We start from the raw sequence: 6,409 nt of genomic DNA, 5'->3' as shown, positions 1-6,409 counted from the left end.
AAGCACATCTTCACCCACCGCACCGCCTCCGCCCTCGCCGCCTTCCTCCAGCAGAACGGCGCCGCCCCGGCGGCCCGCCCGGCGGACACGGGCGCCCGGAAGGCGTCCGCCGCGCAGCCGCCGCGCGAGGAGAAGACGACCACCGCCGCCACCCCCGGCGCCCGTCCGGCGGAGCCGGCCGCGCCCGCCGAGGTCGTGCCCGCGACCCCGATCATGCGCTGGCTGCACGAGAGCGGCGGCGCCGTCGACGCCTTCCACCAGTCGACGCTGCTGCGCGTCCCGCCCGGCCTCGGCATCGACCACCTCACCGCCGCCGTGCAGGCCATGACGGAGCGTCACCAGTCGCTGCGGGGACGCCTCGACGGGACCGGCGACCTGGTCGTGGAGCCGGTGGACGAGGCCGCGATCCGCGAGGCGGTGCGCCGCGTCGACGTCTCCGGCCTGACCGAGGAGGCGCTGCGCGCCAAGCTCACGGTCCACGCCCGGCAGGACGCCGCCGCCCTCGCGCCCCGGCGCGGGGCGATGGTCCGGGCGACCTGGTTCGACCTGGGCCCGGCGCGGCCCGGCCGGCTGCTCGTCACCATCCACCACCTGGCGGTCGACGCGGTCTCGTGGCGCATCCTGCTCACGGACCTGTACGTCGCCTGGCGGAGCGTCGCGTCGGGCATCACGCCCGCGCTGGAGCCGGTGCCGTGCCCGCTGGGCGACTGGAGCCGCCGGCTGGGCGCGGCCGCCCACAGCCCCGAGGTGCTGCGGGAGCTCCCGTACTGGCGGCGGACGCTCGGCGCGGGTTCCGTGCCGCTCAGCGAGGCCCGGCTCTCCCCCGCCCACGACATCTACGCGACGGCGGGCGAGCTCGTCCTCACCCTGCCGTCCGAGCTGACCTCGCCGCTGCTCACCACGGTGCCCTCCGCGTTCGGGGTGCGGACCGTCGACGTCCTGCTCACCGGTCTGGCCCTGGCGGTCGCCGCGTGGCGCCGGCCCGGCGCCGGCGGCGACACCGCCGTCCTGATCGACGTGGAGGGGCACGGCCGCGAACCGCTCGACGACACCACCGACCTGTCGGCCACCGTCGGCTGGCTCACCTCGATGTACCCGGTGCGCGTCGACGCGGCGGCCGGCGACTGGAACGCGGACGGCGATCCGGCCGACCCGCGGCTGGGCGCCGCCGTGCGCCGGGTCGCCGCCCAGCTGGCCGAGGTGCCGGAGAGCGGCATCGGCTACGGCCTGCTGCGCCACCTGAACCGGGAGACGGCCGCCGAGCTCGCGGCCTGCCCCGCCCCCCAGATCGGCTTCAACTACCTGGGCCGGCAGGGCGGTTCCGAGGACGGCGACGAGGACTGGACCGTGGCGCCCGAGGCGGACGCGCTGCCGCTCGGCGCCGACCCGCGCATGCCGATGACGCACGTCGTCGAGGTGAACGCGGCGATCGACGACTCCCCGACCGGGCCCCGGCTCGTGGCCCACTGGCTGTGGGCCCGGCTGCACCTGACGGACGCCGAGACCGCCGAACTGGGCCGGCTGTGGTCCGCGGCGCTGCGCGCGCTCGTGGAGCACGCCGAGACCGTGCGGGCGCGGCGGCTGCCGTCCGGGACCGTCGAGGCGGACCCGGCGGAGCTGGAGCGGCTCACCGCGCGCACCGGCCTGCCGGTCGCCGAGGTGCTGCCGATGACCCCGCTCCAGGAGGGCCTGCTCTTCCACGCGCGGTACGACAGCCGGGGCCTGGACGTCTACACCGTGCAGATGGTGCTGGAGGTGCACGGGGACCTGGAGCCGGGCCGGGTGCGGGAGGCGTGCGACGCGCTGCTGCGCCGCCATCCGATGCTGCGGGCCGGGTTCGTCCAGCTGCGGTCCGGCGAGCCGGTGCAGGCGATCCCGGTGGAGGCCCGGATGCCGTGGCACCGGCACGACCTGACCGGCCTGGACCCGCGCGAGCGGGACGACCGGCTGGCCGCCCTCCTCGACGAGGACCGGCACCGGCGCTTCGACCCGGCCCGGCCGCCGCTGATGCGGTGCACGCTGGTCGACCTGGCCCCGCGCCGCCGGCAGCTCGTGCTGACCCTGCACCACCTGCTGGTGGACGGCTGGACCACGGCGCTGGTCCTGCGCGACCTGCTCGCCCTCTACGACGACCCGTCCGGCGCCGCGCTGCCCACGCCGCCGGAGTACCCGCGGTACCTGTCCTGGCTGGCCGCGCAGGACCCGGCCGAGGTCCTGTCGGCCTGGTCCACGGCGCTGGCGGGGCTGAGGCAGCCGACGCTGCTCTGCCCGCCCGGGGAGACCTCGCGCGTCCGGGCGCTGCCGCGCACCACGGTCGTCGAGCTGTCCGAGGAGCGCACGGCGGCGCTTCGCGCGGCCGCCCGCGCCCATGGCGTCACCGTGAACACGCTGGTCAGGGCCGCGTGGGCGCTGTGCCTGCACCGGCGGACCGGGAGCCGCGACGTGGTGTTCGGCGCGACGGTCTCGGGCCGTCCGGCCGAGCTGCCCGAGGTCGAGGAGATGGTGGGCCAGTTCATCAACACCCTGCCGGTACGGGTGCGGCTCCAGCCGCAGGAGACCGTGGCGACGCTCCTCGCCCGGCTCCAGGAGGAGCACGCCGAGCTGCTGCCGTACCACCACGTGCCGCTGCCGGACGTGCAGCGGGCCGCCGGCCTGGGACCGCTCTTCGACACCTGTGTGGTGTTCGAGAACTTCCCGGGCGCCGAGGAGCTGCCGGGCGACCCGGACGACACGCTGCGCCTGGTGGAGGTGTCCGGGCACGACGCGTACCACTACCCGCTGAAGCTGATGGTGGTGCCCGGCGACCGGCTGCGGCTGGAGCTCGGCCACCGTCCGGACCTCGTCGAGGAGACGGTCGCCGAGGAGGTCGCCGGCCTGCTGCGGGAGCTGCTCGACGGTCTGCCGGAGGCGATGCCGGGGCCGGTCCGCCGGTTCCTGGCGGAGGAGCCGGACCCGGACGGCGCCCTGCTCGGGCGGGTGGCGGAGCTGGTCGCCGAGGTGCTGGGCCGGGACGCCGTCGGACCCGACGACGACGTGTTCGGCCTGGGCTGCGACTCGCTGGTCGCGCTGCGGCTGGCCGGCCGGCTGGAGGCGGAGCTGGGGCGGCCCGTGGACGTCGCCGCCGTCTTCCGCGGCCGCACCGCCCGCGCCCTGGCCGCCGCCGTCCGGGACCGCACCGCCTGAGCACCCGCGGGCCGGCCCGCCGCGGACACCACCCCTGAGACCGACACCGAGAACCGGAACGAGACCGAGGACAAGGACGAGAACGACATGACCAACCCCTTCGACAACGAGGACGGCACCTTCCTGGTGCTGGTCAACGACGAGCGCCAGCACTGCCTGTGGCCCGCGTTCGCCGTGGTGCCGCCCGGCTGGAACGTCGTCGTCACCGAGACCGACCGCAAGAGCTGCCTCGAGTACATCGAGACGCACTGGACCGATATGCGACCGGCGAGCCTCGCCGACGCCGTCTGACCGATCCGCCGGGGGCCTTCCCCGCCGTCAAGGAGCCACACAGCCATGCAGCGCATCATGCTCAAGTCCAAGATCCACCGCGCCACCGTCACGGAGGCCAACCTCAACTACATCGGTTCCGTGACGGTCGACGCCGACCTGATGGACGCCGCGGACCTCCTCGTGGGCGAGCAGGTCCACATCGTCAACATCAACAACGGCTCCCGCCTGGAGACGTACGTCATCGAGGGCGAGCGCGGTTCCGGCGTCATCTGCCTCAACGGCGCCGCCGCCCGTCTCGTCGCCCCCGGCGACCTGGTCATCCTCATCGGCTACGCCAACGTCGACGACGAGGAGGCCGCGAAGCTGGAGCCGAAGGTCGTCTTCGTCGACGAGCAGAACCGGCCGCTGAAGCTGGGCTCCGACCTCTCCTCCTGATCCACCGGCGCGCCGTCCGGCGCCGGCCCGCTCCCCTGCCCCTACTCCTGCACACCCCCCACCTTTGCTCCCCGTCCGCACCCCACAGACAGGCAGCCTCATGCAGCAGAGTTTCCCCCGGGTCAACTCGTGGAACGAGTGGGACCCGCTCCAGGAGATCGTGGTCGGCTCCGCCGACAGCGCCCAGTTCGAGCCCGTCGAGCCCGGCAGCCGGCCCGCCATCCGCAACCGGCCCGACACGCCCTTCCCCACCGGTCCGAAGTCCAAGGAGGCCATCGATCTGGCCAACGAGGAGCTGACCGGGCTCGTCAAGGTGCTCGAGTCCCAGGGCATCACCGTCCGCCGCCCCGACACCCATGACTTCTCCACCCCGCTCAGCACGCCCGACTTCGAGGTGGAGAACCAGTACTGCGCGGTCTGCCCGCGCGACGTGATGATCACCCTGGGCAACGAGATCATCGAGGCGACCATGTCGCGGCGGGCCCGGTACTTCGAGTACCGGCCCTACCGCAAGCTGGTCTACGAGTACTGGAACGCCGACCCGCGCGTGCTGTGGACCACGGCGCCGAAGCCGACGATGGCGGACGGCATGTACCGCGAGGAGTTCTGGGAGTGGCCGCTGGAGGAGCGGCACGCGCGCATGCACTCCTTCGAGTTCTGCGTCAACCAGGACGAGGTGATCTTCGACGCGGCCGACATGAGCCGGTTCGGCCGTGACGTCCTCGTCCAGGAGTCGATGACCACCAACCGGGCCGGCATCCGCTGGCTGAAGCGGCATCTGGAGCCCAAGGGCTTCCGGGTCCACCCGGTCCACTTCCCGCTGGACTTCTTCCCCTCGCACATCGACTGCACCTTCGTGCCGCTGCGCCCGGGTCTGATCCTGACCAACCCGGACCGTCCGCTGCGCGAGGGCGAGGAGCGGATGTTCCTGGAGAACGACTGGAAGCTGGTCGACGTCCCGCAGCCGGTCCTCACCAACGAGGAGATGCCGGAGTACTGCCAGTCGTCGAAGTGGCTGTCGATGAACGTGCTGAGCATCTCGCCGACCAAGGTGATCTGCGAGGAGCAGGAGAAGCCGCTCCAGGACATGCTGTCCGGCCTCGGCTTCGAGGTGTTCCCGGTGCCGTTCCGCAACGTCTTCGAGTACGGCGGCTCGCTGCACTGCGCCACGTGGGACGTGCGGCGCGACGGCGTGCGGGAGGACTACTTCCCGAACCTCGACTACCAGCCCCTCGTCTGAGGTCCGCCGCCCCCGGGCCCCCGGAGCCCGGGGCGGCACGACGGCCCGTACCCGCTCGCGCGGGTACGGGCCGTCGTGCTGTCCGGACCCCCTCGGGAGCCCCGGGGCCCCTCGGGAGGCGCCGGGGGCTCCCGAGGGGCCGGGAAGCCCCCTAGGAGGCCGTGGGCGTCTTCCTCCCGGCCTCGGCGGTGTCGGCCGGGGCCGCGGGCTCCTCGAAGGAGATGCGGTTCATGTGGCGGCTCATCGACCTCATCAGCGCCCAGACCGCGAGGGCCAGGACCGCGAAGACGACGAAGCCGAGGACGCCCGGGGTCACCTTGTTCTTGTCCAGCTCTTCGGCGGCGAAGGGGACCAGCTGCGTCAGTGCGAGGTGTGCGCTCATGTCAGGCATTGTCGCGGATGCCCGCGAAGAGATCTTCCTCGGGGAGGGAGGTCGGCACCAGCGACTTGCTGAGCTCGTACTCCTCCGTCGGCCAGACCTCCTTCTGGATCTCCATCGGGACCCGGAACCAGCCGCCCTCGGGGTCGATCTGGGTGGCGTGGGCGATCAGCGCGCGGTCGCGGGTCTCGAAGAAGTCGGCGCACGGGACGAAGGTGGTCAGCGTCCGCTCCTTGCGCTCGAACTCCTTCCAGCGCTCCAGCCACTCGCCGTACGGGGACTCCAGGCCCCGGTCGAGGAGGGCCTGGTGCAGGGCCTCGGTGCGGGGGCGGTTGAAGCCCTGGTTGTAGTAGAGCTTCTGCGGCTCGAAGACCGGGCCGTACTCGCCCTCGGGGAACTTCTCGGCGTCGGCCGCGCCCTCGAAGGCCACCATCGTGATCTTGTGGGTCATGATGTGGTCGGGGTGCGGGTAGCCGCCGTTCTCGTCGTAGGTCGTGATGACCTGCGGACGGAAGGAACGGATCTTGCGGACCAGCTCGCCGGCCGCGTGGTCCACGTCCTCCAGGGCGAAACAGCCCTCGGGGAGCGGGGGCAGGGGGTCGCCCTCGGGGAGGCCGGAGTCGACGAAGCCGAGCCACTCCTGCTCGACGCCCAGGATCTCCCGGGCCTCGTCCATCTCCTTCCGGCGGACCTCGTGGATGTTCTCCTCGATGTACGGGTCGCCCTGGAGCTTGGGGTTCAGGACCGAGCCGCGCTCGCCGCCCGTGCACGTCACCACGAGGACGTCCACCCCCTCGGACACGTACTTGGCCATGGTCGCCGCGCCCTTGCTCGACTCGTCGTCGGGGTGGGCGTGAACGGCCATCAGTCGCAGCTGCTCAGTCAAGACTCGATCCTCA

The 6,409-nt window shown here is 72.9% G+C and carries 6 protein-coding genes; 4 read left to right on the top strand and 2 right to left on the bottom strand.

Translation table 11 applies throughout. From position 1 onward, the window contains the following. The 4 genes from ACFVU3_RS12360 to ACFVU3_RS12345 all read left to right on the top strand — a co-directional run. A partial coding sequence (locus ACFVU3_RS12360) for a condensation domain-containing protein (protein WP_390065818.1) occupies positions 1-3,183 on the top strand: 3,183 nt, incomplete at its 5' end. An 87-nt stretch (positions 3,184-3,270) separates the two neighbouring features. Next, on the top strand, positions 3,271-3,474 hold the full coding sequence (locus ACFVU3_RS12355) for an MbtH family protein (RefSeq protein ID WP_360310823.1): 204 nt from the start codon (positions 3,271-3,273) through the stop codon (positions 3,472-3,474). A gap of 45 nt (positions 3,475-3,519) precedes the next feature. Further along, a complete protein-coding gene (gene panD / locus ACFVU3_RS12350) occupies positions 3,520-3,891 on the top strand; it encodes an aspartate 1-decarboxylase (RefSeq protein WP_390065817.1) in 372 nt (123 codons plus the stop codon). Between the two features lie 100 nt (positions 3,892-3,991). Then, entirely contained in the window at positions 3,992-5,131 is a 1,140-nt protein-coding gene (locus ACFVU3_RS12345) for a glycine amidinotransferase (protein WP_390065816.1), read from the top strand. A gap of 151 nt (positions 5,132-5,282) precedes the next feature. Here the strand turns inward: ACFVU3_RS12345 and ACFVU3_RS12340 are convergent, their stop codons facing one another. Next, positions 5,283-5,513, bottom strand: coding sequence for a hypothetical protein (locus ACFVU3_RS12340; protein ID WP_390065815.1), 231 nt, complete (start codon positions 5,511-5,513; stop codon positions 5,283-5,285). Between the two features lies 1 nt (position 5,514). Continuing rightward, positions 5,515-6,396 carry a mycothiol conjugate amidase Mca gene (gene mca / locus ACFVU3_RS12335; protein WP_390065814.1) on the bottom strand — a complete coding sequence of 294 codons (882 nt, stop codon included), beginning with the start codon at positions 6,394-6,396 and terminating at the stop codon, positions 5,515-5,517. Positions 6,397-6,409: the final 13 nt, after the last annotated feature.

This window comes from Streptomyces sp. NPDC058052 (assembly GCF_042885515.1).
Lineage (GTDB): Bacteria > Actinomycetota > Actinomycetes > Streptomycetales > Streptomycetaceae > Streptomyces.
This window is presented reverse-complemented; position numbering and strand designations above follow the sequence as displayed.

What these genes read in the sequence shown, in the direction of transcription:
- ACFVU3_RS12355 (WP_360310823.1), top strand. Translation starts at nt 3,271, where the DNA reads ATGACCAACCCCTTCGACAACGAGGACGGCACCTTCCTGGTGCTGGTC.
- panD (WP_390065817.1), top strand. Translation starts at nt 3,520, where the DNA reads ATGCAGCGCATCATGCTCAAGTCCAAGATCCACCGCGCCACCGTCACG.
- ACFVU3_RS12345 (WP_390065816.1), top strand. Translation starts at nt 3,992, where the DNA reads ATGCAGCAGAGTTTCCCCCGGGTCAACTCGTGGAACGAGTGGGACCCG.
- ACFVU3_RS12340 (WP_390065815.1), bottom strand. Translation starts at nt 5,513, where the DNA reads ATGAGCGCACACCTCGCACTGACGCAGCTGGTCCCCTTCGCCGCCGAA.